This is a genomic window from Psychrobacter arcticus 273-4, assembly GCF_000012305.1.
GTDB classification, from domain to species: Bacteria; Pseudomonadota; Gammaproteobacteria; order Pseudomonadales; family Moraxellaceae; genus Psychrobacter; species Psychrobacter arcticus.
The window spans coordinates 1,119,070-1,143,162 of record NC_007204.1; the positions used below are offsets into that span (position 1 = coordinate 1,119,070).

Here is a 24,093-nt window from a genome sequence, read left to right on the forward strand (position 1 = left end):
GTGATTGAAAAAAGAAGAGCATCTCACTAATCTATTGTTTTCGACCAAGAATACAACGGAGTCATGAGATGCCCATAGACGAATTTATCATCAATATCTATTTAATGGTAGAGCAATATTACAAAATAGTCGTTACTGAACCCTTGCGAGGTGCAGGTTACGCGCCAAAGCTGAGTGATCCTGAGATCATTTGCATGGAACTGGTCGGTGAATTTTTAAACCTTGATCAAGACAAACAGATTTGGCAATATTTTACCCAGCACTGGCAAGCCTGGTTTCCAGCCATAGGCTCATATCCTAACTTCGCAAAGCATTGCGCGAATCTGTGGCAAGTCAAACAGCGGATACAAGATAACGTCAGTCAACTTGAGGGCCGTGACAACATCCATTTTATGGATGGTTTTCCGATACCCGTCTGTCATTATGGACGCGCTTATCGGCATAAAAACTATCAAGACTTAGCGGCTTTTAGCTACTGTGCGGCTAAGCAAGAGAGGTACTATGGCTTTGAAGGACATTTGCTTGTTAACTTATCGGGCATGATTAAAGGCTTTACCTTTGCTCCTGCCAATGTTGATGAAAGAGCGGTTGCGCCTGATATTACTGACAATATCTATGGTTTGCTCGGCGCTGATAAAGGGTATATCAGCCCTAGTCTCACTCAGTACTACGACGCTCAAGGAGTGGATTTACAAACGCCACTCAGAGCTAACATGAAAGAGGATAGACCCAAACCTGTGGTAAAACGGCTAATGAAAGCCCGCCGTATCGTTGAAACAGTCATTGGTCAGCTATCAGAACGATTTAATATACAAAGGGTACGAGCAAGAGATTTATGGCATTTGTCTCATCGATTGATTCGTAAAATTCTGTCACATAATCTATGCTTTGTACTCAACAAAAAACTTGGTAACCCGCCACTTCAGTTTGAATTGCTTATTTCAAGTTGAGAGTGGGGTATAAATAGTTATTTAATAAGCCTTGCTAAGAGTAGGCGAAGTTTGGCATCACAAAGGTCAGATTTTTGTGTCCAAACCTTAAGCGAAACTTGCTCGGTTAGCCATCCTATTTATCGTCTTTTTTATGCTAGAGGTTTGACATTGCTCTTGTATCGCTTGAGGGTTTTTACCATTTACGGGCAATCTAGAATGCGAAAGGCTGAGCTCAACTTGAATTATGCTAAACTAGGCTAAAAATAATCTCTGGATTAAATCATAGAAAACGGACGATACGACGATACACAGATCCGGTTTTACCATAAACACATTACTAATACTGATACTGATAAACTTTAGGGCAAACTTATGAATAACCTCAATAATAGCAATCGTGTGGTCATTAACCTTGACAGCGGACTTGATGAATTAGATGACGATGATATTACCTTACCCAGTCTGCCGGTGCAATCTGTACCCATTATCGATGCGCCTGAAAAAAGTGATGTCAGTGAAGGTAATGAGTCAGCAACCGTAACAGCAACTGTCAATAAGCAAGTATCAAGCACCGATGCAGCAGAGAGTATTGCCCTAGGCGCGCCTATCATTATTAGGCAAAAGCAGAGTAATACAGGGAATACCTCGGAGAGCTTTTCAAATACCAATGAAACAGCGGCTGCGACACCAGCTGTCTCTGCGTCAAAAATCCCCACTATGCCCTTACAAGCACAATTAGGGGATTTTCCAAGCGTGACTTCTAGCCGTGCAAGTACCATTAATAGTAGCAATCAAGTGTCTTCTGAGCCACAGCAAACGGTGGCAGTAGAGTCGCAAGAAACTAAAGCGTTGCAAGAGGAGCAAGAAAATAGCAAAAAAGGCAGTTGGTTTAACCGGATGAAAACCGGCTTGAGTAAATCGCGCAAAAATTTAGCTGAAGGGATGGTCGGTATCCTTATTGGTGGCAAAGAGATTGATGATGAGCTGTTAGAAGAAGTCGAAGACCAGCTACTAGTGGCTGATATCGGTGTCAACGCGACCAATCGTATTATTAAAAGTCTTACTGAGCAGACAGATCGTGGCGATTTAATCTATGCACATTCATTGTACAAGGCACTGCAAACTGAATTGGTCGATATCTTAACGCCAAAAGTTGCACCACTCATCATTGATACCAGTAAACAGCCTTTTGTTATCTTGGTTGTAGGCGTGAATGGCGTGGGCAAAACCACTACTATCGGCAAGCTTGCCAAACGTCTGCAAGGCGAGGGCAAGTCGGTCATGCTGGCAGCTGGTGATACGTTCCGCGCCGCCGCCACTGAACAGCTACAAATTTGGGGCGAACGCAATAATATTCCAGTCGTGGCGCAAGGTCATGGCTCTGATAGTGCTTCTGTTATATTTGATGCCATGCAATCTGCTAAAGCAAAAAACATTGATGTATTAATTGCTGATACCGCTGGGCGCTTACAGAATAAAACTCACCTGATGGCAGAGCTCGAAAAAGTAGTGCGCGTGATGCGTAAAGCAGACTCAAGTGCGCCTCATGAGGGTATGATTGTGCTTGATGCTGGCACGGGTCAAAATGCAATTAATCAAGTTGAGTTATTCAATAAAGTGGTGCCATTAACCGGTATTACGATTACCAAATTAGACGGTACTGCTAAAGGCGGCGTGGTCTTTAATATTGCCGAAACAACGGATGTGCCTATTCGTTATATTGGTGTAGGCGAGTCGATTGATGATTTGCGTGCTTTTAGTCCCAAACAATTTGTCGCCGCATTGTTTGAGACCGATGATAAAGAATAGCGCTCAACAGCTCATTTTAGCCAATAATCAATTCTTAAAAATATAACGATTTGAGAGGAACAGTCATGATAGTTACTACCGCTGCTTTTGGATCGCACCAGTTAACATTAATTGCGAGTGTCAATGAACATAGCAATCCTAAGCTGGTTGAGGTCAATTGGCTGCTAGCAGGTGACTCTTGGCACAGCTCAAAATCCATTCCGAAACTTAAAAAGCATTATGGTATTGACGATCAAAGCTTTACTTTCATAGAGAAAGATAGCTTAAGAAAAAGTGAACCTGCTCAAGCATTATTAATAGAGACTGTAGCGCAATTAGCAGAATATTTTAACGGTGATCGTCAAACGTTCGATTTACCACTAGATGCAAATTTGGGAACTAAGTTCCAGCAGCGAGTTTGGCAAGCATTACAAGATATTGGCTACGGCGAGACGATTAGCTATGCAACGCTGGCACAAAATGTAGATAGTCCTAAAGGCTTTCGTGCGGTTGCAAATGCCAATAGTAGAAACCCTTTTAGTATTATCGTTCCGTGTCATCGTGTCATTGCAAGTGACGGCAAACTTGGTGGTTATACAGGCGGCTTAGATAAGAAAATACACTTGTTAGCGCTTGAAGGCGTCACGTGCAAAGCTTAGTTTGAAGCAAGTGCTTATGGCACTCTTAAGCCTATAAACATATAAAAAAAGCCAAAAAACGTTTGGCCTTTTTAATACAAAATGTCCCGTCCTAAAATAAGTTTACGAAAAAGGAGCTTATTAATGGACAAGTTAGACACCGTAAAGGTTAAGCGTACGCAAAAAGATTACACACTAGGCTTTAAATTAGCCGTCGTTGACAGTGTAGAAAAAGGCGACATGACCTATAAACAAGCCCAAGCGATTTATGGCATACAAGGACGCAGTACTGTTTTAGTTTGGCTGAGAAAGCATGGTAAATTAGACTGGATTCACCCACCTAAGAGCCAGCGTATGCCACATAAAGAAACCCCCGCCCAAACTATTAAACGTCTAGAGCGTGAACTGGCTGATGCCAAAGCCCATAATCTCATTTTAGGCAAGATCATAGAAGTATTTGATGGTGAACACGGAGCAAGTGTTAGAAAAAAGTCTGCTACGGCATCCTCTGGCAACTCAAAATAGACAAACAAATAAGTCTAGCCCAAGGATGTCGTTTGCTTGATGTTAGCCCGCAGGCTGTTTACCAACACCGTATCCGGCAGCATGACAAAGCAAACAAGCTTGCCGTCATTAAAGACTGGGTGCAAACGTATCGAATGCTGATGCCTCGCATTGGTGGACGCAAGCTATACTGGCTAATTAAACCTAAGCTGATTGCTCATGGTATCAAAGTTGGGCGTGATGGGTTCTTTGATTATCTAAGAGCACACAGACTATTGGTTAATCCTAGACGCAGCTATACTAAAACGACCTTTAGCAAGCATTGGATGAAAAAGCATCCTAATCTAACTAAAGACGTACCCGCTCCTGTCAAACCAGAACAAATCTTGGTGGCTGATATTACTTATGTCACCTCCAAACAAGGTACTCATTATCTATCTTTAGTGACGGATGCTTATTCAAGACAGATCATGGGCTATCATTTAAGTGAGAGTATGCCAGCAAGTGAGGTTGTAAAAGCTTTAGAGATGGCAGTTGATAGACGATGCTATACCCATAAAACAATCCATCATTCTGATAGAGGTCTACAGTACTGTGCCTCAGAGTACCAAGAGGCTCTTAGAGTAAATAAAATCACTCCATCTATGACCGATGGCTATGATTGTTATCAAAATGCTTTGGCTGAGCGGGTTAATGGTATTTTAAAGAATGAGTTTTTGTTGTATGAGTGCACTACTATGAGTGAACTTAAGCAGCTAATTGATGAGTCTGTTTGTATTTATAACAATGTGAGACCTCATTTAAGTTTAGATATGAGAACACCTGCCCAGGTACATGGCAGTTATTTATGTCCTGCTTAATGTAAAAAAGCCAGATACGCACGGTATCTGGCTTAGCAAAAAACTATCAATCTATTTTAGGACGGGACATAATAAAAAAATTATTGCTCAAGCTGTGCCATGACTTCGTCTGAGAAATTGACGTTGCTATAAACCTCTTGCACATCATCGATATCTTCTAACATATCAATCATCTTCATGACTTTTTCGGCATCTTCAACGTTGTCTATTTCAGCACTGGTTGATGGCGACATGGTCACTTCAGCATTGTCGGAGACTAAGCCTGCCGCATTAAGCGCATCTTTGACATGACCGAAATTTTCCCATTCAGTGATAACAAGCAAGCTTTTGCCATCATTTTCGATATCAAGTGCGCCTGCATCTAATGCCACTAGCATGACTTCATCTTCTAAGCTTATGTCATTAAAGCTGATTTCACCGCGCTTATTAAAGAGATAAGCCACCGAACCAGTAGTACCAAGATTGCCTTCATTTTTGGTAAAAGCATGGCGTACTTCACTGACCGTTCGGTTGAGATTGTCGGTCATGGTTTCGACCAGTACCGCGACGCCGCCGATGCCATAGCCCTCATAGCTCACTTCGTCCATATTGTCATTGTCATCGCCACCTGTACCACGGGCTACCGCACGGTTGATGGTGTCTCGCGTCATATTGACGGACAGGGCTTTTTCAATGACAGCACGTAGGCGTGGATTCTTATCAGGGTCAGGATCACCTTGCTTGGCAGCAGAAACAATTTCACGAATAATCTTGGTAAATACTTTGCCTTTTACCGCATCCTGACGGGCTTTACGGTGTTTGATATTTGCCCATTTTGAATGGCCTGCCATATGACGTCCTTAAGTGTTACGAATGATGTGTTGTACGGCTAAAAAAGTTATTGGTAAAAATATTTTATATCTAATGCAGTGTTTTATTACCTGATTATGCCGTTAAACTCAGGTAAGTGATCCGTCGCTATAAGTTAACGATTTGTATGTTGTTGATAGCGCTTTTTTGCTACACTGCTAGGTTATGGCTTTTAACCCACTATCGATTATTCTCGTAGTGACGCATAGCAGCCGATAACCATACTATTTTCAATATTATAAACCACTTTCACGTATTTTGACCAATCTTAGCTTACGCATGTAAGCCTAAGTTGTCCGGTTTTATATAACCTTGATCCTACGATTTTATTGACTTTATGAAGCAGCCGAATACCGAAGCCGTTACTCATTTGCGTAACCGCATTCATATTATTATTGAAGGCACAGATACTCGTTTGGGTAAGCTGTTTGATATTGTATTGTTGATCGCGATTTTGGCCAGTGTGGCGGTCGTGATGCTCGATAGTGTGCTCTATATGCGCTTGCAGTATGGCATGCTATTTTTGTATGCAGAATGGTTTTTTACTATTTTGTTTACGATTGAGTATATGCTCAGGTTATTCTCAGCACCCAATCGCTTCCGTTATGTATTTAGTTTTTTTGGAATAGTGGATTTATTGTCCGTATTGCCAAGCTACTTAAGCTTAATGTTTGTGGGCGTACAGTACTTACTCGTCATTCGTATCTTACGTATTTTGCGTATCTTTCGGGTACTTAAGCTTGAAGCCTACATGCAACAAGCAGGGTTTTTGGCGTCTGCGCTTAAAACCAGTCAGCAAAAAATCACCGTCTTTTTCTTGTCACTGGTCTTACTGGTCACCATTTTTGGCTCGATTGTTTATGTCGTAGAAGGACCAGAAAATGGCTTTACCAGTATTCCGCAGTCTATCTACTGGGCAGTTGTCACTCTGACGACGGTCGGCTACGGCGATATGTCACCAAAAACGCCATTGGGACAAGCTATTGCAACGATGGTCATGATTACAGGTTACTCAATCATTGCTGTACCGACAGGGATTTTCACCTCAGAGCTTGCCCGTAATATGCGCCCGCAGCTCAATCCTGTCACTTGTCCGAACTGTGGTAAATTTGGTCATGCAGTCGGTGCAGAGTTTTGTGACCGCTGTGGACATGCCTTGCATGTATAACCAATACTGAAACTTGTCCTATATATTTATAGCCATTTAACGCTCTAAAATTCAATGCTTTAAAAATCTATATATTCATGCACCAGTGGTGATAAATCTATCGTCACTCCTAGATGGACTAGGTTCCAGTATTGCCCTGATATCGTGCGATCAAGCATCATTGTAGAGGCTGATGGCTGAAACTGCCCAAAGTATTTCAAAGAAGTACGCATCTGGGCAATGGCTTCATGATGGGTTTGACTGCTTGCAAAATCAAAAGTACCGTCTTGATAGGGTTTGATAGATAAGGGTTTCAGCCCAATCTCTAGCCATTTTCCATAAAAATCGCCAGGTATGGTTTTATTGTCCTCACGGCGTATGTCAAGAGCGACTAAATCCTGCTCAAGGGCGGTGACATCGCCTTTTAAAGCGTGCTTGGCAAATCGGCGAAACAATTGCACTTCGCTGTCACTATAGCTTCGAATCCCACCAAAATCATAGGCAACCACACTGCCATCAGGGCGGAACGCGAAGTTGCCCGGGTGAGGATCGCAGTGCATTCGATATAACCCAAACAGCTGCCCTGCGGTAAAATGAAACAGGCGCACTGCAATTTTCTGCTTAATGTCATTATCCCACGTTGCTGCCACTGTCAGCGTTTCGCCACTTTCTTCTGTCAAGGTTAAGATTCTTTTGGAAGAGTGGCTGCTAATCACTTTTGGGATAATAAGGCCTGTATCTTCGGCATGAAAAGCGCCGAATACCCGCAGATTATGCGCCTCTTTAATATAATCCAGCTCGTCATGTAAGCTTTGGCGAATCTCGTGAAACAGCTGCTCTTGCAATTGCTTACTCATATTGAGCACGCCAGCGATTTTTAGTGCCATACGCACTTGTTTTAGATCGCTATCACAGTTTTTGTCGACATCCGGATACTGCACCTTGACCACCACCCTTTGTCCAGATGGCAAAATTGCTCGATGCACCTGTCCGATGGAAGCAGCGGCAAAAGGCACTTCTTCAAATTCAGTAAACAATTCATTAATAGGCGCTTTGAGCTCACGTTCAACTTGTGCTCGTATCTGCGCATAGGGCATTGCCGGTGCATCTTTCTGCAGCTTCTCTAGGGCGGTTGCCACTTCAGGCGGGAATACGTCTTTATATTGCGAGGCAATTTGCCCTACCTTCATGACCGCACCTTTCATCTCGCCTAAGGTTTCAGCGATTTGAATACCGACATCTTGCATCAATTCTGAGCGTGCTTGTAGGCGTTTTTCTTCGTCACTTGAGAGATGCTTTAGTGAGTTTTTAGCTGCTTTTCCGGCAATGCTTGCTGTCATACCAGCGAGTTTCATAAAGCGCGTTCCGGACGATTTTGCCATGCCTATCACCATATAGTGGGTTGTTTACTAAACCTTAATATTATTATTTTAATCAAATGAATGCTGTTTAACTACTGTGCCAAAAGTATCGCAATGACGGTTTTTGTACTATTTGCCGCAGTAATTTTTATCATATTTTTAGTAGTATTGTTCAGATAAAAATCTGAACGCCAACAAATTACTTATTCAATGTTATTGCATAAGTATGGGTCAGCCAATAATCTAATGCCATATGATAGCCCAAATGCCCTAGACCACAAATTACGCCAACCGCCACATCGCATAGATAAGAATGTTCGCGGAACGACTCGCGTGCGTGGACGTTAGATAAATGCACCTCAATAAAGGGCTTTTGGGTAGCTAATAGCGCGTCGCGTATCGCAACAGAGGTATGAGTAAAGGCAGCAGGGTTAATAATTATTGCATCGACCTGCACACTTGCTTCTGCTAATAGACCGTAATGCTGAATATCATCGACCAGTTTGCCTTCGTGATTAGACTGTATGCAAATCAGCTCAATACCATGTGCCGCCGCGCGCTCGGTTAAGGCACTTTCAATATCAGCAAGCGTCATATGACCATAAATATCAGGCTCACGTTTGCCTAATAAATTTAGATTCACACCATTAATCAATAATAATTTATGAGTAAGGGTTTTATTGGCTTTTTGATGGGACGCACTGGTGGTCGTTGCTGATTGAGATGAGGTGGTCATAATAGTCTCTATAAGTAGCAATGAATATTTTTCTATAAATTATTGGTGAGTATAAGCGTACTACAATAACAGGTTTTAGAAAACATGGCGCTCTCTATCCCTTTATATTAACAGCTTGCGAGATAACTTATAAAAAATAATTCTAAAAAATAGTCCAAGTGATAAAAATCATGTTAAAAGCCTTTGTGTTGCTAAAAACCCGTGTTATGATATTTTTTACACAATAAACATTACATATTTATTGCTAATTTTAGTTTAGCTGATTATTAACGCTTTTTTAGTAAAGTGGTGTTAGTTTCTGCCAAAGACTAGAAACAGTAAAATGACTATATGCTAAATACTAAAAGTCAGTATAAAGCTTTTATATTTCACTAATACTATATTGGATAGTCACTCTTAAATTTTGATTTCATAATTTTAGTACCCGTTTATATGCAATGATGCAAAGGAATTTGGGACTAAGTACACTTTTTAGGAAGTAATATTATGTCAGCTCGTGAGCAAGGTATCGTTAAGTGGTTTAATGACTCAAAAGGCTTTGGTTTCATTCAACGTGATAGCGGAGAAGATATTTTTGTGCATTTCCGCGCGATCCAAGGTGATGGTTATCGCTCTCTAAAAGACGGCGAAAAAGTTGAGTTCAGTGTGGTAGAAGGTGATAAAGGTCTACAAGCTGAAGAAGTCAGAAGAGTAGAAGAGTAATCGCGACAGTCATTCGTGCAGTTTAGCTATAATATCTGTACAAACTACTGATATACTACTGAGTCAAGCCCGTCCTGTCTTACTTATGTTGAGTTTAAAACAGCATATTTGGTAAGTATTGACATAGTGCTTGGCTTTTTTATGTTTATTAGTTTTATAGGGCTTGCCTGCTGGCTAATGGTCGATATAAACCGTTAAGCCTTATAGCCTCTCATTTATTGATGATACACAAACGGTTTATACAAAAGGATATTTTTTTGAGTAACTTTACGACGTTTACGGATTTGCCACTTTCAGCAGCGACCTTGCGTGCAGTAAGTGACTTAGGTTTTACTGAATTAACGCCGATTCAAGCAAAAATACTGCCGCATACATTGGCAAATCAAGATGCGATCGGACAGGCACAGACGGGTACGGGCAAGACGGCCACATTTCTATTGACTATTATGGAGGCGTTACTTAAGCGTCCGTTTGCCGCTGATGAAGAGCGTCATTTAGGTGAGCCACGTGCCGTCGTCATGGCACCAACCCGTGAGCTTGCTCAGCAAATATTTGATGATTGTATCGCCTTGAATAAATATACCTCTTTGCATAGCGTTTGCATTATGGGTGGTACCAATTATGAAACCCAGCAGCATGAGCTTGAGCGCCAGTATGTCGATATCTTGATTGCTACGCCTGGTCGTTTGATTGATTTGATGCACAAAGGCATGGTCTATCTGGATCGAGTAGAGGTGCTAGTATTAGACGAAGCAGACCGCATGCTCGATATGGGATTTATACCTGATATCAAGCGTTTGGTTGGTCGTATGCCGCCCAATACCGATCGTCAAAGTTTGTTGTTTTCTGCTACCTTTAACCAAGATGTAATGGGTCTGGCATATCGCTGGTTACATGAACCAGCATTTGTTGAGATTGAACCTGAGCATAAAACCAGTGAATTGGTAGACCAGCATTTTTATCTCTTAACCGAAGATCAAAAACTAGAAGCGGTCGAGCGTATCATCACCGATACAACGGTAGAAAAAGTAATCATCTTCGCCAATCGTAAAGATCAAGTAAAGCGTCTATATCATAAGCTGCGTCAGGGACACAAAATCGTCATGTTATCGGGCGATGTGATTCAGCAAAAACGCGAAAAGTACTTGCAACGCTTCAAAGACGGGCATGCCTCTGTTTTGGTCGCGACTGATGTGGCAGGACGCGGTATTCATGTTGATGATGTCAGCCATGTGATTAATTATACCTTGCCAGATCAGCCAGATGATTATGTACACCGCATTGGTCGTACTGGACGCGCTGGGAAAACCGGTATTAGTATTAGCTTTGTCAGTGAAGATGATGCTTTTAATATACCGGCATTAGAGAAGCATTTAGATACTAAATTTAAGCTTGAGCAGTGGCAGCCTTAATAAGCTAACGTTTAGAATCTAAGTAAGATTTTATTAATTAAACCCCACTCTCAACTTGAAATAAGCAATTCAAACTGAAGTGGCGGGTTACCAAGTTTTTTGTTGAGTACAAAGCATAGATTATGTGACAGAATTTTACGAATCAATCGATGAGACAAATGCCATAAATCTCTTGCTCGTACCCTTTGTATATTAAATCGTTCTGATAGCTGACCAATGACTGTTTCAACGATACGGCGGGCTTTCATTAGCCGTTTTACCACAGGTTTGGGTCTATCCTCTTTCATGTTAGCTCTGAGTGGCGTTTGTAAATCCACTCCTTGAGCGTCGTAGTACTGAGTGAGACTAGGGCTGATATACCCTTTATCAGCGCCGAGCAAACCATAGATATTGTCAGTAATATCAGGCGCAACCGCTCTTTCATCAACATTGGCAGGAGCAAAGGTAAAGCCTTTAATCATGCCCGATAAGTTAACAAGCAAATGTCCTTCAAAGCCATAGTACCTCTCTTGCTTAGCCGCACAGTAGCTAAAAGCCGCTAAGTCTTGATAGTTTTTATGCCGATAAGCGCGTCCATAATGACAGACGGGTATCGGAAAACCATCCATAAAATGGATGTTGTCACGGCCCTCAAGTTGACTGACGTTATCTTGTATCCGCTGTTTGACTTGCCACAGATTCGCGCAATGCTTTGCGAAGTTAGGATATGAGCCTATGGCTGGAAACCAGGCTTGCCAGTGCTGGGTAAAATATTGCCAAATCTGTTTGTCTTGATCAAGGTTTAAAAATTCACCGACCAGTTCCATGCAAATGATCTCAGGATCACTCAGCTTTGGCGCGTAACCTGCACCTCGCAAGGGTTCAGTAACGACTATTTTGTAATATTGCTCTACCATTAAATAGATATTGATGATAAATTCGTCTATGGGCATCTCATGACTCCGTTGTATTCTTGGTCGAAAACAATAGATTAGTGAGATGCTCTTCTTTTTTCAATCACTTTCGAAGTTGAGAGTGGGGTTATTTAAGCTCTAAAGTTGTTAAATAACAAGAAAGCCCTTAATCATTTATTAAGGGCTTTCTTATACGTCTGTTTTTAGATGACATCAATTTGAAATCATATAGTTGAAATACTTTAAAGTCGCTACCGTATTGCTGGTGTAAATTTTTTGCAGCCTCTGTCTGCGTAGGCACAGCAAGCAAGAAAAATTTGCACCAGTAGTACGTGTTGTATCGATATTACTTTTCACCGACTATATCAAACAGTAAATCGTTGGTGCTAATGCTCCATGACTGCTGAGTCATCATTCATATTGTGCATACTATGATCCATCTGGCTTATATCCTGGTGGGTAGTATCATCTGTGTCAGCCATCATCATAGTATCGACATGCGCCATGCCTTGACCACCGCCATGGTTGCCATGCATATTGGACATGGCGATAGGAATGAAAATCACGGCCAAACCAGATAATACCATCACAGCACCATTGAGCTGTCTTAAGCGAAAACGCCCAATCTTATCCCGTAACCAGCCGACGGTCTCGTGAGTAGCAACCAACATGGGTACGGTTCCTAAGCCAAAAACGAACATCAAGGCAGCACCGCTGAGTGGATTGTGCGCTACGACGGCAATCAGTAGAGCGCCATAGACCAAACCACAAGGCAAAAATCCCCATAGAAGACCGGCAGACAATGCACGTGGAAAAGTGTTTAGTGGAAATACTTTTTGACGAATAGGGCTCAGGTACTGCCAAAATCGCATGCCAAAACGCTCAAGTTTGTTTAGAAACGGTGCACCCAGCATCGTCACGCCGACAAACACCAATACCAAACCAAGCAAAATACGCGGTGTACTATTGCCTTGCATCAATGGCTGTAGTACGGCTGTGCCTATCAGGCCTGCGACCAAACCCAAAAACGTATAGCTGGCCAAGCGACCGAAATGATAGGTCGCTACCAATGCACGGCGTTTGGCAGGGCTGACATCTTTCATCGATAGACCAAAGGCAGTCACCAAGCCACCACACATTCCTAAGCAATGCGGTGAACCAAAAAAACCCATTAATAATGCCGCAACGAGTAAAGCTGTGGTCATGGGAAGGTACTCCTAAAAATGGTAAAAGGCGTACCGACTTATTACTCTCTTATGCAGATAGAATAAGTGGGTAACGTATTAGTAAGATAGCCCAAGGCTATATTTTTGAGTTCTTGTCTGTATCAGAGAGAGGAGTTGCGGCAGTGTCCGCATTATTTAGCTGATTAGATTCTTTTTCAGTCGAAGTAGTATCGCTCACTTCTTTTGCTTCTTGAATAGGCGTTACATTTTCCTGAGCTTGTATGACTTGTCGACGCTCCTGACGATCGTCTAAGATAATACGCTGTGATGCATTATCCAAATCTTCAAATTGGTTGGATTTTACCGCATAACGTACTGCCCAAATCGCTACCACAAACAGCATGAGACTTAATGGAATTAATAAAAATATACTGAGCATGGCAAATCTTTTTAATAGCAGTTTTTTATCATTATACACCTGATGCAAGTGTAGTGGATGAACTGTAAAGATAAATGTGGGGTAGATGCTTATGACTGTATGTTTGACAAGATTGGCTCACCAACTCTATTCATCAGCCGTTTTTGCTACCTTGCCTCTTGGGGTTAATAGCTGCTGCGACGTCACCTCTTTAGCTTGGCGACAATTTGCTTGAGGACGTATCACATCACGTAAGTAAGCGGCAACTTCATAAACCGCGCGCCGTGAATGGCTTAAATTTTGTGCGGGTTCCATCCAATCACGTCTGACGGGTAAAGGGGCATTAATCGCTGTGCTATTGATGCCGTTTAACGCAAATTGTCTGCGAGCACGCGCCATATGATAACTGTCGGTAATCAGATAAACATGATGCAGAGGGATGCGTTTTGCGGTAAAGCGGGCATTCTCGCATGTATTCATACTGGCATTTTCACTGATTAACCCATCAATACCATGCTCAATCAGCCATTGACCAAGCCAGGGGGCCTCAGCACCGCTGAGTACAATGGGCAAAGGCAGGTCATGGTAAGCTGTGGCGGCAGTGCGCGCACGATTAAGGCTATAGCGGTTGAGGATAATTTGGTTGTGATTATCATTGGTCAGACCGCCACCCAATACCAAATAAGCGGTAGGGGGAGAGCTCATTGCCGCAGGTGGCATTTTTGGCAGCGGCAGATGAGTCAATATATACACCACCGCTTGAGAAAATAGCGGCGTAAATAAACTGATCAGCACCAAAATAACCGTCGTTGCACCCAGCATAAATGTGGCATTGATAATACGAAACAGCTTGATCATACGCTCAGCTGAACGTAAATAATGTCGCCATAGGCGATTTGACCATGACTGCTTAGACCACATGCTTATCATATCCGATGGAGCCATCGGCATTTACCCACACCGGCTCGCGTGACAACGGTATCGCAAATCTCTCATACACAGTATCGGTAATATACTGTTGGGCGGCGGCTACCTCTTTTTGGGTGGCTTGGTAAGGTGTGTGATTGGTCAATACTAGCGCTTGCTGCTGATGGGTCACAATAGGTTCTATACCGCCGCCTTTTAGACCCGCTTGTTCGATAAGCCAACCAGCTGCTACTTTAATCATCGCGTCAGGCATTGGGTAACCAACGATAGCAGGATAAGAGGATTGCAGCGCGGTAAATTGATCTTGAGGGATAATAGGGTTTTGAAAAAAGCTGCCACAATTTGGCAATTGCTTTGGATCAGGCAGCTTTTGCTGACGAATGTCAATAATAGCGTGCATCACATCAGCAGGCGTCGGCTTGGTGCGACTTTGCTTCATCGCATAGCCTTGTGCGACTGTCTGTACATCGCCATAGCTTGCCAATACTTTTGTCGCATCAGTATGTAGTCTAAAACCCACGCGGCTGATTAGCCAAGTATTTGGTTGACGTTTAAAAATACTATCACGATAGCCAAACTCGCAATCGACTGCGGTCAAATCATGCCAAGTTTGGCTTGGGAAATGATAAGCACGTACATACTGCAAGCAGTCCTCTAGCTGAACACCATAAGCGCCGATATTTTGTATGGGAGCGGCACCAGTAAGACCAGGTATTAAGGCAAGGTTTTCAAGTCCATACCAGCCTTGAGCGACGGTATGTAAAACTAAGTCATGCCAGTTTTCACCTGCCATTACCTCAATATCGACATGAGAGTCTGTCTGGGATGTCACCTGTATGCCACGCATTTGTGGTCGTAAAACAATTGCATTCAGCTTTGCTGGTAATAGCACATTGCTACCGCCGGATAAGACAAATAATGGCTGGCTATACTGAGTATCTTGCCCATAGTTTGCCATAAACTCATCAAGCTGCGCCTCATTTTTCAACGTAACAACAGAGTTAGCTGTACATGCCAAAGCCATGGTGTTGCTATGAGACAAATCAGCTACATCATCAGATAAGGTGTGTGGTGCAGTAGATTTAGAGCATAAAGCTGAAGTCATAACATAGCCTATAGGGCAAATAAACAAAAAGTCATACGGTGTTTATTATAAAGGATGCTGGGTATAAAGGTAGCAAAAATATAGCGCTTTATGACTACTATATCTTTATATCTTCCAGCTTTCAATCCAACCTTGGACGCTTGACTCAATACGCTCTATCACCTCTTCAAAGGCATTGCTATCACCAGTATAAGGGTCTGGTACGTCGTCACCGCCATAGATAGGGTCTTCTTCACTAAATAAAGCCAGCTTGGCTAATTTGGTATCAGTATCTGTTATACCGTTTTTGATAGACTGTAGATTTGCTAAATTTTGTGCATCCATCGCCAAGATTAAATCAAAATCGCGAAAGTCATCAGCACTGATTTGGCGCGCGACCAATTTATTGATGTTATAACCATGAGCTTTAGCGTGACGCTGTGCTCGCTCATCAGGTGCATGCCCAATATGCCAATCTCCAGTTCCCGCTGAATCCACCTTCATCGACAGCCCTGCAATCGCTGCTTGCTGACGAAAAATCTCTTCTGCCGTCGGTGAACGGCAGATATTCCCCAAACAGACCAATAATACAGATGAGGGAGTAGACGCTTTGATGGGCATATGATGACCTTTTGTCGCAATAAAAAAACATGCTATCAAAATCAACACTGGAAATGTGATTTATAAGCATGCTATAGAGTAATGTAATTTGTTATAGCGTAACGGTTAATACCTTGAATGGCAAGGGCAGAGGGTAAACAATCGGGTCAGTCTGTCAGGCAGATAAAGGACAGCTACCAACTCTATTGTTTTTAGAATGATTTGAGGCTATTACTGGCGTCGCTAGTAGAATCAATCTTGGTTGCTTTTAAAGCGCTGTAAATCACGGCGCTCTTTTTTATTGGGTTTATTATCTGGGCGCGCAAGGTTGGCAAGTTTGCGCTGCTCAGCATAATAGTCACGGCGAGCGATGCTTTCTTTAGTTTCTGAATATAAGACTTCCGCATCGGTGGCATTACCACGTTGTACCGTCAATGCTTCAACCACGACCGTCTTTTCGGTCATAGCAGTGGCTGAGCCTTGACGAATCTGCAATTCATCGCCAACAGCAATCTCTTTACTGGTCTTTACGCGGCTACCAGCATAATGCACGCGACCGCTTTCGATGGCTTCTTTAGCAAGATTGCGCGTCCGATAAAAGCGCGCCGCCCATAGCCATTTATCAATACGCATACGCACAGCATCAGGCTTGCTATGGCTGGGCTGATTGTGGTTTTTATTGTGTTTACTCATCAAAACCTCATAGCTATCAATAACGTAAGATAATAATGGTGGCTTTTTTGCCGATTAAAAGAGCAGTACGTTATTAAAGTCACGGATAAAATATTTACAATCTTTCTTACTGTTAAAATGATTAACACCACTGTTTTTCACAGGGTACGCCGTCATTGTTACCATCCATTTTTGTATTAGGGCAGTGTTGTATAAAGTAAGTTGCTTCTGCGCATGAGGTCATCTGAGAGCATTGCAAGTTAACAAATCATCACTGGCAGTTTCACAATGAAAAAACTGCCAGGATAGATGCTAATTTACCTCTATGCTTGCTACTTTAAAAATAACTGATAACCAATATTGTCATTGAGCATGGTGCAGTCGTAACCGATATCCAGCAAGGCATCTTGTAGTTGGCGCGAGTTGCTTTCAGAAGCTTGCAAACCGACCAATACGCGACCTTCAGCAGCGCCATGATTGCGATAATGGAAAAGTGTGATATTAAAATCGTTACCCAATTTTTCTAAAAAGGTCAATAAAGCGCCGGGACGTTCTGGGAAAGTGACTTGCAATAACTGTTCATTTTCAACATGCGCATGACCACCAATTAGATAGCGGATATGTGATTTGGCGACATCGTCATCGGTCAAGTCATGTGCTGTATAGCCATCAGCTGCCAATTGTGTACGAATAGTTTGACGCTCTTTATCGCCTTCTTTTAATGCAATACCGACGAAGATTGCTGCAGGTTCCATAGAGTCCGGTGATTTTTTACTATCAGCACGGTAATTGAACTCAGTGATATTACGACCGTGCAGACTACGGCAGAAGCTTAAGAAAGCGCCAGTCTGTTCAGGGATGGTCACGCCAAAGACAGCTTCTTTTTTCTCACCAATCTCAGTACGCTCAGCGATGTAGCGCAAGCGATCAAAATTCATATTGGCACCGCAGATAATGGCGACGCAGTTTTTGCCTTGTAGGTCATGAGCCTCAAGGTATTTTTTCATACCAGCGACAGGAAGCGCCCCTGCAGGCTCAACGATACTGCGGTTCTCTTCAAAAATATCTTTGATGGCAGCGCAGACTTCATCATTGGTACAAGTAACGACTTGAGGTTCGACGACAGGACCGGATTTATCGCTCTTCTGCATACGGACAATATCAAAAGGCAATTCACCGATTTGGGCAACTGCCACACCATCGACGAACAGTCCTACTTGCTCAAGTTTGACTCGCTCATTGGCTTCAAGCGCGGCTTTTAGTGATGCTGATTGGTCGGCTTCTACAGCGATGACTTTGACATGCGGGGCAACTTCACCCAAAAATGCAGCGACACCAGAAATCAGACCGCCACCACCAACTGCTACAAAAACGTAATCCATATTACGCCATTGCTGGGTGAGCTCAAGTCCAATCGTACCTTGTCCGGCAATTACCAGCTCGTCATCGTATGGTGGTATAAAAGTCAGACCTTCACGCTCAGCGCGATCAATGGCATAGCGATTGGCTTCATCAAAACTGTCACCATACAAGTCGACATTGCCGCCAAGCGCTCTGACGGCATCTACTTTGATATCAGGGGTAGTGGTTGGCATAACAATAATATTGTTCAGTGCAAGTTTACGGGCAGAGTAGGCAACGCCTTGGGCATGGTTACCCGCCGATGCGCAAATCACGCCGCGTGCTTTTTGCTCATCATTCAATTGGCTGATGCGGTTATAAGCGCCGCGCAATTTAAAGGATTTTACCGGTTGCAGGTCTTCACGTTTAAAACGAATGTCATTAGCAAAACGTTGGGTCAGCTTGGGTGCCGCTTCAAGTGGTGTTTGAATAGCAACGTCATAGACGGTGGCTTGTAAGATGGCTCGTACCCAATGTGACAGCATAAAAATTCCTAGACTTGTGTGTATGAATATAAAAAGTGCGGATGGTTAAAAATAAGTGGCAATTAACGATAAGAACTACCAAAAAGCGCAGATAAGTATAAAAATGAAATAGATTAGCCTATGCTGATTTTAAGCATCTTGCAAGACACAATTACAGCTTTTTAAGCTGCTTTGATAGGTGATGACCATCAATTGTAGAAGATTTGAAGGAAAGTTAAAAGCAAGACAGTTTTTTTGATTGTTTATCTAAAAATTCTTGAGTTATTTCCATATGTCTGTATTATTGGACATATGGAAATAACTCATGCTATTACAAGTTTTGCCGCCCTCTCTCAAGACACCCGTTTAAAGGCATTTCGGCTGTTGGTCAGTCACGAGCCTAAAGGGTTAGCTGCGGGTGAAATTGCGCGTCAGTTATCTGTGCCACACAATACGATGTCAACGCACTTAGCCGTGCTGGCACGAGCGGGATGGGTGATATCAGAGCGCCAAAGTCGCCAGATTATCTATCGTGCTTCTTTATCACATATGCAGTCAGTCATTGAGTTCTTATTACAAGATTGCTGCGCTGGAAATGCAGAGCTGTGTGCGGCTCTTGTTGATAATTTAAATGGCTGTCCAACCGATCAACTGGATAATGATACTGATAACCAGCGCAACAGTTAAATCACTACAAATCAATAAACACCCTAATTCTATATTCATAAAAAATAGGTGAGATTACTATGACCTCGTTAATTTTTCATAACCCAAAATGCGGTACTTCTCGTAATACTTTAGCTATTATGCAAGCGTCAGGTGAAAATCCAGAAGTGGTTGAGTATCTTAAAACGCCGCCGAGCCGTGATTACTTGGTTGATCTACTGGCAAAAATAGCCCTCTCGCCACGTGAGTTATTACGCAGTAAAGAGTCTGTTAATGATGAGCTAGGCTTAGACAATCCTGCACTATCTGATGATGAGATTATCGATGCCATGATTGCTCATCCTATTTTAATCAACCGTCCTATTGTGATTACGGATAAAGGTGCGGCATTGTGCCGACCATCAGAGCGAGTATTTGCGTTATTAGCCAATCCAGTGAGCAGCTTTACTAAAGAAGATGGAGAGATTATTTATAATGCTAAAGATAAATAATGAACGCTCTGGAACGGTTTTTGCTCCTGCTAATTTGGCTGAGATAGATTTAGACAAAGCGTGTGCTAATGACTTGCCCAATATCGATTTAAGCTATATCGAGCCCATCGATATTGAGTCTTTAATAGGAGCAAATGACCCGCGTCATGCACCAAGAATATTGGTGTTATACGGCTCATTGCGCACGCGCTCATTCTCAAAGCTGGCAGCCGAGGAGGCGAGTCGTCTATTGCGCTGGTATGGTTGTGAGGTGAAGATGTTCGACCCATCTGGCTTGCCATTACCGGATGATGCCGATATAGAGCATCCTAAAGTACAAGAGCTGCGTGAGCTTGCACAGTGGTCTGAAGGTATGCTGTGGGTCAGTCCTGAACGCCACGGTAGTATGACCAGTATCATGAAAGCACAAATCGATTGGATTCCGCTGTCATTAGGCGGTGTCCGTCCGACTCAAGGTAAGACTCTAGCGGTGATGCAAGTGAGTGGCGGCAGTCAAAGTTTCAATACAGTCAATCAGCTGCGTATTCTAGGGCGCTGGATGCGCATGATCACTATCCCCAATCAATCGTCTATTCCAAAAGCCTTTCTAGCGTTTAATGATGAAAATCGCATGGATAAATCCCCTTTATATCTGCGCCTCGTTGATGTCTGCGAGGAGTTGGTGAAGTTCACGTGGCTCACTCGTGGACGCTCAGCCTATCTGACGGATCGTTACTCTGAAAGGGTCGAGAGTGCTGAAGAGGTCTCGCAACGTGTCAATCAAAAATCGAGTTGATTGCCTATATTCTCAGCTATCGTTGAAATACTTTAAAGTCGCTACCGTATTGCTGGTGTAAATTTTTTGCAGCCTCTGTCTGCGTAGGCACAGCAAGCAAGAAAAATTTGCACCAGTAGTACGTGTTGTATCGATATTACTTTTCACCGACTATATATTATCTGGGCTGTGTCAGCCGAAAATCATCAATTTTACCTAAATAAGAAAGTTTGCCTCTATAAGGTTATACATGCTCGCATTCATTATTTTTATTGTCACTTTAGGGCTAGTAATATGGCAGCCTAAAGGTTTGGGTATTGGTTGGAGTGCGATGGGCGGGGCGTTAGTTGCCCTAGCTTTTGGTGTGGTGCAATTATCTGATGTTGGTATCGTCTGGGATATCGTCTGGGATGCGACCTTTACCTTTGTTGCACTAATTATCATCTCTCTTATATTAGATGAGGCGGGGTTTTTTGCTTGGGCTGCGCTACATGTGGCGAGGTTGGGTAACGGACAAGGGCGTTTGTTATTTCCTATGATTGTGATGTTAGGGGCCTTTATCTCAGCGTTTTTTGCCAATGATGGGGCTGCATTACTATTGACGCCGATTGTGATTGCGATATTGCTACGGCTTGATTTCTCACCGCCATCCGCTTTGGCATTTATCATAGCGACAGGCTTTATTGCTGATACAGCGAGCCTACCATTGGTCACATCGAATCTGGTTAATATCGTCAGTGCCAACTATTTTGATATTGGTTTTGGACGTTACGCCGCGGTTATGGTACCGGTCAATATTGTCTCTGTACTAGCGACGCTGGCGGTGCTATGGATTTTTTATGCACGCCACATTCCAACACACTATTCGATGGCGAACCTTAGCGCGCCTGAGTCAGCGATTGAAGACCCCTTAGTTTTTAAAGCCGCTTTTCCGCTATTGGCTTTGCTGCTTGTCGCTTATTTTGCAACAGAGTCGCTCGGTATTCCTGTTTCATTGATTACTGGCACGGCTGCATTACTGCTCATGGCAATTGCTGGTCGCGTTTGGCAAGGGGGTCGTGGGACAGTGATGTCTGTGCCTAATATTTTGCGTAAAGCACCTTGGCAGATCGTTTTATTTTCAATCGGCATGTACTTGGTCGTTTATGGCTTGGGTAATGCAGGATTGACCGCATACGGCGCACAAATACTGAATTGGTTAGGAAAGCAAGGTGCATTGGTCGCAACGTTGGGGACAGGGTTTCTCTCCGCTATTGTGGCATCTATTATGAATAATATGCCCTCCACTTTAGTAGGCGCACTGGCGATTGATAGCGCCCAAGTACCTGCAGCAACTCGTGAGCTGATGATTTATGCCAATGTCATCGGCAATGATTTGGGACCCAAATTCACTCCTATTGGCAGCCTTGCGACTTTACTATGGCTGCATGTCTTGGCAGAAAAAGATTATAAAATTAGCTGGGGGCAATATATGAAGATCGGGCTGATTATTACGCCGCCAGTATTATTCGTCACGCTGTTAGCTTTAGCATTTTGGTTGCCATACTTGTCTTAGTAAAGAGTGATTCACGCATATTTATTTTATTTTTTATTGACTCTATCTTCTGCTTAAAATGAGCATTACGCTAACATCCATGAAAGTCATCGGTTATAATAGGCAGCTGTTTTATAATGACACGTTTATTTTGCCAAGGACTTATGATGAGTGATCAGCAAGCACAAAAGCAAGCCGCAGCCAAAGCCGCTCTACGCTATATTGAAGATGATATGATACTTGGCGTGGGGACGGGCAGTACGGTGAACTGTCTGATTGAGTTATTACCGACATTAAAGCTTGCTGGCGCGGTTGCAAGCTCGCAGGTGACAGAAGATAGATTGCGTGCACTTGGTATCGAGATTGTTGATTTAAACTTTGCAGGTCAGCTTGATGTGTATATTGATGGTGCTGACGAAGTAAACGCGCATTTGCAACTGATTAAAGGTGGCGGCGGTGCGCTGACACGCGAAAAAATCGTCGCCGCAGCTTCCAATAAGTTTGTCTGCATGGTCGATGAGAGTAAAAGTGTTGAGATACTGGGGCGCGCTTTCCCAGTACCAATAGAGGTATTGCCCCAAGCACGTTCTTATGTGGCGCGGCAATTAGCCCGTATGGGCGGCGAGCCGGTTTATCGTGAAGATTTTGTCACGGATTATGGCAATGTGATTTTGGATACTTACGATTTGGATGTCAGTAATCCACTAGCACTTGAACAGCAGTTAAACAATATCGTCGGTGTGGTTTGTAATGGTATCTTTGCTGCCAATCAAGCAGACGTTTTGCTCAAAGCAAGCAGTAACGGGGTTGAAATACTTAACCGTTAATTTTTCGTTGATTAAACATTAAAAAGGCAAAGCACTATCAAGGTGCTCTGCCTTTTTTAGTAATGTTATTGCTATATAGTTGAAATGCTTTACGGTCGCTACAGTATTGCTGGTGTAAATTTTTTGCAGCCTCTGTCTGCGTAGGCACAGCAAGCAAGAAAAATTTGCACCAGTAGTACCTGTTGTATCGATATTACTTTTCACCGACTATAACTGCTATTTAATCCGCTTTTTGAGAGCCGTACCTGATGCAGATATTTATGCAGGCAATTTGATCTTATCTTTTAATAAAAACTCCATTAAAGCTTTTTGGGCATGTAAACGGTTTTCAGCCTCATCCCATACCACAGAGCGTGGATCATCTAGCATATCATGAGAGATTTCTTCACCGCGATGCGCTGGCAAGCAGTGCATAAACACCACTTCAGGATCAGCTTTATCAAGCAGTGATGGCGTCACTTGATAAGGAGCAAATCGACGTGCGCGAGTATTTTGTTCAGACTCTTGACCCATACTTGCCCATACATCAGTAACAATCAAGTTGGAGTCTTTTGCCGCATCTTGTACATTTTCGACAAGGCTGACGCAATGCGAGAAGCGTTCCATAAGTGCTGAGTCAGGCTCAAAGCCATAAGGCGCGGCGACACGCAGCTCAAAACCAAACTGATGAGCAGCTTGCATAAATGAGGCGCACATATTATTGCCATCACCGACCCAAGTGACGATTTTGTTTTCGATACTGCCGCGATGCTCATAATAAGTTTGCATGTCAGCCAGTAGCTGGCAGGGATGAAATTCGTCGGTCAGGGCATTGATGATAGGGACACTTGAGTACTTTGCAAAAGTCTCGACTTTTTCGTGACCAAAGGTGCGAATCATAATGATATCGACCATACTAGAGATGACGCGAGCAGAATCTTCTAAAGGCTCACCGCGTCCAAGTTGGGTATCATTTGGCGATAAGAAGATGGCATTGCCACCGAATTGCCCCATACCTGTCTCAAATGAGATACGCGTACGGGTTGATGACTTCTCAAATATCATGCCGAGCGTCCGACCAACAAAGGGCTGATATATCTCGCCTGCATGTTGCATCTTGCGCAATTCGCTGGCGCGTTTGATGAGGTTTTCTAGTTCTTGTTTGGTGAAATCAGATAAGGTCAAAAAATGGCGCAAACTCATAGCAATCCTAGCAGTCGAACACGGTCAGTGAAAAGTAATAGGTTATCAGCCGGCAATTATACTGGGTCAATACATCAGGGCGTCA

25 protein-coding genes are annotated in these 24,093 nt (G+C 43.1%); 12 read left to right on the forward strand and 13 right to left on the reverse strand.

Annotation, left to right across the window (positions count from 1 at the left end; all coding sequences use genetic code 11):
* Positions 1-68: 68 nt before the first annotated feature.
* From PSYC_RS04850 to PSYC_RS04870, 4 genes are all read left to right on the forward strand, one after another.
* Entirely contained in the window at positions 69-950 is an 882-nt protein-coding gene (locus tag PSYC_RS04850; protein ID WP_011279666.1) for an IS982 family transposase, read from the forward strand.
* Positions 951-1,829: 879 nt separating this feature from the next.
* Positions 1,830-2,741 (forward strand): signal recognition particle-docking protein FtsY, encoded by a 912-nt coding sequence (gene ftsY / locus PSYC_RS11920; RefSeq protein ID WP_264622175.1) that lies wholly within the window; start codon positions 1,830-1,832, stop codon positions 2,739-2,741.
* 65 nt (positions 2,742-2,806) lie between these two features.
* A complete protein-coding gene (locus PSYC_RS04860; RefSeq protein WP_011280211.1) occupies positions 2,807-3,379 on the forward strand; it encodes a methylated-DNA--[protein]-cysteine S-methyltransferase in 573 nt (190 codons plus the stop codon).
* 123 nt (positions 3,380-3,502) lie between these two features.
* A protein-coding gene (locus tag PSYC_RS04870; RefSeq protein ID WP_148201653.1) for an IS3 family transposase occupies positions 3,503-4,722 on the forward strand; the annotation gives its coding sequence in 2 pieces (ribosomal slippage) (positions 3,503-3,842 and positions 3,842-4,722; 1,221 coding nt in all).
* 80 nt (positions 4,723-4,802) lie between these two features.
* On the opposite strand, the gene PSYC_RS04875 is transcribed toward PSYC_RS04870, so the two are convergent.
* A complete protein-coding gene (locus PSYC_RS04875) occupies positions 4,803-5,552 on the reverse strand; it encodes a YebC/PmpR family DNA-binding transcriptional regulator (RefSeq protein ID WP_011280214.1) in 750 nt (249 codons plus the stop codon).
* Between the two features lie 356 nt (positions 5,553-5,908).
* Between PSYC_RS04875 and PSYC_RS04880 the strand changes: the two genes are divergently transcribed.
* Positions 5,909-6,739 (forward strand): ion transporter, encoded by an 831-nt coding sequence (locus PSYC_RS04880; RefSeq protein WP_011280215.1) that lies wholly within the window; start codon positions 5,909-5,911, stop codon positions 6,737-6,739.
* A gap of 59 nt (positions 6,740-6,798) precedes the next feature.
* Here the strand turns inward: PSYC_RS04880 and PSYC_RS04885 are convergent, their stop codons facing one another.
* A complete protein-coding gene (locus PSYC_RS04885; RefSeq protein WP_011280216.1) occupies positions 6,799-8,100 on the reverse strand; it encodes an ABC1 kinase family protein in 1,302 nt (433 codons plus the stop codon).
* Between the two features lie 178 nt (positions 8,101-8,278).
* Positions 8,279-8,815 carry a type II 3-dehydroquinate dehydratase gene (gene aroQ, locus PSYC_RS04890; RefSeq protein ID WP_011280217.1) on the reverse strand — a complete coding sequence of 179 codons (537 nt, stop codon included), beginning with the start codon at positions 8,813-8,815 and terminating at the stop codon, positions 8,279-8,281.
* A gap of 486 nt (positions 8,816-9,301) precedes the next feature.
* Between aroQ and PSYC_RS04895 the strand changes: the two genes are divergently transcribed.
* Entirely contained in the window at positions 9,302-9,517 is a 216-nt protein-coding gene (locus tag PSYC_RS04895) for a cold-shock protein (protein WP_011280218.1), read from the forward strand.
* A gap of 221 nt (positions 9,518-9,738) precedes the next feature.
* Positions 9,739-10,929: a DEAD/DEAH box helicase gene (locus PSYC_RS04900; RefSeq protein WP_011280219.1), complete on the forward strand. Its 1,191-nt coding sequence runs from the start codon at positions 9,739-9,741 to the stop codon at positions 10,927-10,929.
* A 50-nt stretch (positions 10,930-10,979) separates the two neighbouring features.
* Here PSYC_RS04900 and PSYC_RS04905 read toward each other — a convergent pair whose 3' ends face one another.
* The 9 genes from PSYC_RS04905 to ilvA all read right to left on the reverse strand — a co-directional run bounded on the left by PSYC_RS04905 (position 10,980) and on the right by ilvA (position 18,575).
* Entirely contained in the window at positions 10,980-11,861 is an 882-nt protein-coding gene (locus PSYC_RS04905) for an IS982 family transposase (RefSeq protein WP_011279666.1), read from the reverse strand.
* Between the two features lie 347 nt (positions 11,862-12,208).
* Positions 12,209-13,027 carry a sulfite exporter TauE/SafE family protein gene (locus PSYC_RS04910; protein WP_011280220.1) on the reverse strand — a complete coding sequence of 273 codons (819 nt, stop codon included), beginning with the start codon at positions 13,025-13,027 and terminating at the stop codon, positions 12,209-12,211.
* 97 nt (positions 13,028-13,124) lie between these two features.
* Entirely contained in the window at positions 13,125-13,427 is a 303-nt protein-coding gene (ccoS, locus tag PSYC_RS04915; protein ID WP_011280221.1) for a cbb3-type cytochrome oxidase assembly protein CcoS, read from the reverse strand.
* Positions 13,428-13,553: 126 nt separating this feature from the next.
* Positions 13,554-14,327: a YdcF family protein gene (locus tag PSYC_RS04920; protein ID WP_041757599.1), complete on the reverse strand. Its 774-nt coding sequence runs from the start codon at positions 14,325-14,327 to the stop codon at positions 13,554-13,556.
* Positions 14,317-15,438, reverse strand: a complete 1,122-nt coding sequence (murB, locus tag PSYC_RS04925) for a UDP-N-acetylmuramate dehydrogenase (RefSeq protein WP_011280223.1) — start codon at positions 15,436-15,438, stop codon at positions 14,317-14,319. The genes PSYC_RS04920 and murB overlap by 11 nt, the downstream gene beginning before the upstream one ends.
* Positions 15,439-15,543: 105 nt before the next feature.
* A complete protein-coding gene (locus PSYC_RS04930) occupies positions 15,544-16,038 on the reverse strand; it encodes a low molecular weight protein-tyrosine-phosphatase (RefSeq protein WP_011280224.1) in 495 nt (164 codons plus the stop codon).
* Between the two features lie 231 nt (positions 16,039-16,269).
* Positions 16,270-16,710, reverse strand: coding sequence for an RNA-binding S4 domain-containing protein (locus PSYC_RS04935; protein WP_011280225.1), 441 nt, complete (start codon positions 16,708-16,710; stop codon positions 16,270-16,272).
* A 121-nt stretch (positions 16,711-16,831) separates the two neighbouring features.
* Positions 16,832-16,933, reverse strand: coding sequence for an excalibur calcium-binding domain-containing protein (locus PSYC_RS11370; protein ID WP_201500653.1), 102 nt, complete (start codon positions 16,931-16,933; stop codon positions 16,832-16,834).
* An 88-nt stretch (positions 16,934-17,021) separates the two neighbouring features.
* On the reverse strand, positions 17,022-18,575 hold the full coding sequence (gene ilvA / locus PSYC_RS04940) for a threonine ammonia-lyase, biosynthetic (protein WP_011280226.1): 1,554 nt from the start codon (positions 18,573-18,575) through the stop codon (positions 17,022-17,024).
* A gap of 291 nt (positions 18,576-18,866) precedes the next feature.
* Between ilvA and PSYC_RS04945 the strand changes: the two genes are divergently transcribed.
* The 5 genes from PSYC_RS04945 to rpiA all read left to right on the forward strand — a co-directional run bounded on the left by PSYC_RS04945 (position 18,867) and on the right by rpiA (position 22,826).
* On the forward strand, positions 18,867-19,241 hold the full coding sequence (locus tag PSYC_RS04945; protein ID WP_011280227.1) for an ArsR/SmtB family transcription factor: 375 nt from the start codon (positions 18,867-18,869) through the stop codon (positions 19,239-19,241).
* Positions 19,242-19,300: 59 nt separating this feature from the next.
* Positions 19,301-19,711 (forward strand): arsenate reductase (glutaredoxin), encoded by a 411-nt coding sequence (gene arsC, locus PSYC_RS04950; RefSeq protein ID WP_011280228.1) that lies wholly within the window; start codon positions 19,301-19,303, stop codon positions 19,709-19,711.
* Positions 19,695-20,486: an arsenical resistance protein ArsH gene (gene arsH, locus PSYC_RS04955; protein ID WP_011280229.1), complete on the forward strand. Its 792-nt coding sequence runs from the start codon at positions 19,695-19,697 to the stop codon at positions 20,484-20,486. Before arsC ends, arsH begins: the two co-directional genes overlap by 17 nt.
* Positions 20,487-20,715: 229 nt before the next feature.
* The gene (locus tag PSYC_RS04960; RefSeq protein ID WP_011280230.1) at positions 20,716-22,020 is read left to right on the forward strand and encodes an arsenic transporter; all 1,305 of its coding nucleotides are present in this window, start codon (positions 20,716-20,718) and stop codon (positions 22,018-22,020) included.
* Positions 22,021-22,166: 146 nt separating this feature from the next.
* Positions 22,167-22,826: a ribose-5-phosphate isomerase RpiA gene (gene rpiA / locus PSYC_RS04965; protein WP_011280231.1), complete on the forward strand. Its 660-nt coding sequence runs from the start codon at positions 22,167-22,169 to the stop codon at positions 22,824-22,826.
* 258 nt (positions 22,827-23,084) lie between these two features.
* On the opposite strand, the gene argF is transcribed toward rpiA, so the two are convergent.
* Positions 23,085-24,008 (reverse strand): ornithine carbamoyltransferase, encoded by a 924-nt coding sequence (gene argF, locus PSYC_RS04970; RefSeq protein WP_011280232.1) that lies wholly within the window; start codon positions 24,006-24,008, stop codon positions 23,085-23,087.
* Positions 24,009-24,093 lie beyond the last annotated feature (85 nt).

Excerpts from the sequence above, each read along its gene's own strand:
- PSYC_RS04850 (WP_011279666.1), top strand. The coding sequence starts at position 69 with ATGCCCATAGACGAATTTATCATCAATATCTATTTAATGGTAGAGCAA.
- ftsY (WP_264622175.1), top strand. The coding sequence starts at position 1,830 with ATGAAAACCGGCTTGAGTAAATCGCGCAAAAATTTAGCTGAAGGGATG.
- PSYC_RS04860 (WP_011280211.1), top strand. The coding sequence starts at position 2,807 with ATGATAGTTACTACCGCTGCTTTTGGATCGCACCAGTTAACATTAATT.
- PSYC_RS04875 (WP_011280214.1), bottom strand. The coding sequence starts at position 5,552 with ATGGCAGGCCATTCAAAATGGGCAAATATCAAACACCGTAAAGCCCGT.
- PSYC_RS04880 (WP_011280215.1), top strand. The coding sequence starts at position 5,909 with ATGAAGCAGCCGAATACCGAAGCCGTTACTCATTTGCGTAACCGCATT.
- PSYC_RS04885 (WP_011280216.1), bottom strand. The coding sequence starts at position 8,100 with ATGGCAAAATCGTCCGGAACGCGCTTTATGAAACTCGCTGGTATGACA.
- aroQ (WP_011280217.1), bottom strand. The coding sequence starts at position 8,815 with ATGACCACCTCATCTCAATCAGCAACGACCACCAGTGCGTCCCATCAA.
- PSYC_RS04895 (WP_011280218.1), top strand. The coding sequence starts at position 9,302 with ATGTCAGCTCGTGAGCAAGGTATCGTTAAGTGGTTTAATGACTCAAAA.
- PSYC_RS04900 (WP_011280219.1), top strand. The coding sequence starts at position 9,739 with ATGATACACAAACGGTTTATACAAAAGGATATTTTTTTGAGTAACTTT.
- PSYC_RS04905 (WP_011279666.1), bottom strand. The coding sequence starts at position 11,861 with ATGCCCATAGACGAATTTATCATCAATATCTATTTAATGGTAGAGCAA.
- PSYC_RS04910 (WP_011280220.1), bottom strand. The coding sequence starts at position 13,027 with ATGACCACAGCTTTACTCGTTGCGGCATTATTAATGGGTTTTTTTGGT.
- ccoS (WP_011280221.1), bottom strand. The coding sequence starts at position 13,427 with ATGCTCAGTATATTTTTATTAATTCCATTAAGTCTCATGCTGTTTGTG.
- PSYC_RS04920 (WP_041757599.1), bottom strand. The coding sequence starts at position 14,327 with ATGTGGTCTAAGCAGTCATGGTCAAATCGCCTATGGCGACATTATTTA.
- murB (WP_011280223.1), bottom strand. The coding sequence starts at position 15,438 with ATGACTTCAGCTTTATGCTCTAAATCTACTGCACCACACACCTTATCT.
- PSYC_RS04930 (WP_011280224.1), bottom strand. The coding sequence starts at position 16,038 with ATGCCCATCAAAGCGTCTACTCCCTCATCTGTATTATTGGTCTGTTTG.
- PSYC_RS04935 (WP_011280225.1), bottom strand. The coding sequence starts at position 16,710 with ATGAGTAAACACAATAAAAACCACAATCAGCCCAGCCATAGCAAGCCT.
- PSYC_RS11370 (WP_201500653.1), bottom strand. The coding sequence starts at position 16,933 with ATGACCTCATGCGCAGAAGCAACTTACTTTATACAACACTGCCCTAAT.
- ilvA (WP_011280226.1), bottom strand. The coding sequence starts at position 18,575 with ATGCTGTCACATTGGGTACGAGCCATCTTACAAGCCACCGTCTATGAC.
- PSYC_RS04945 (WP_011280227.1), top strand. The coding sequence starts at position 18,867 with ATGGAAATAACTCATGCTATTACAAGTTTTGCCGCCCTCTCTCAAGAC.
- arsC (WP_011280228.1), top strand. The coding sequence starts at position 19,301 with ATGACCTCGTTAATTTTTCATAACCCAAAATGCGGTACTTCTCGTAAT.
- arsH (WP_011280229.1), top strand. The coding sequence starts at position 19,695 with ATGCTAAAGATAAATAATGAACGCTCTGGAACGGTTTTTGCTCCTGCT.
- PSYC_RS04960 (WP_011280230.1), top strand. The coding sequence starts at position 20,716 with ATGCTCGCATTCATTATTTTTATTGTCACTTTAGGGCTAGTAATATGG.
- rpiA (WP_011280231.1), top strand. The coding sequence starts at position 22,167 with ATGAGTGATCAGCAAGCACAAAAGCAAGCCGCAGCCAAAGCCGCTCTA.
- argF (WP_011280232.1), bottom strand. The coding sequence starts at position 24,008 with ATGAGTTTGCGCCATTTTTTGACCTTATCTGATTTCACCAAACAAGAA.